This window comes from Bacillus sp. NTK071 (genome assembly GCF_017303315.1).
Lineage (GTDB): Bacteria > Bacillota > Bacilli > Bacillales > Guptibacillaceae > Guptibacillus.
Genome location: NZ_JAFKOI010000111.1, coordinates 1 through 263 on the forward strand (window position 1 = coordinate 1; position 263 = coordinate 263).

Below are 263 nucleotides of genomic sequence, written 5' to 3' on the forward strand. Positions count from 1 at the left end.
TCGGTGCGGAACAGGCCCACGCCTTCGGCGCCCGACCCTTCGAGCGAGGGCAGATCGGCCATGATGCCCGCATTCATATGCAGCGCGACGCGGTTGCCCTTGCGGTCGCTGGCGGGTTTGTCGCGCAGTTCGGCGAAGCGGGCGGCGGCCTGCGTCTGCATGATGATCTTGTCGCGGTACGCGGCGGCGACGCTGTCATCGGGGCGCAGATGGACGACGCCCTCGTCGCCATCGACGATGATGCTGTCGCCGGTCAGCGCCTC

Annotated in this window: 1 protein-coding gene; it reads right to left on the minus strand. The window is 68.8% G+C overall.

Features of this window, described 5'->3' with window-relative positions; genetic code table 11:
- The coding region (locus JI666_RS22200; protein ID WP_524535778.1) for a putative PEP-binding protein at nt 1-263 on the minus strand (263 nt) is incomplete at both ends.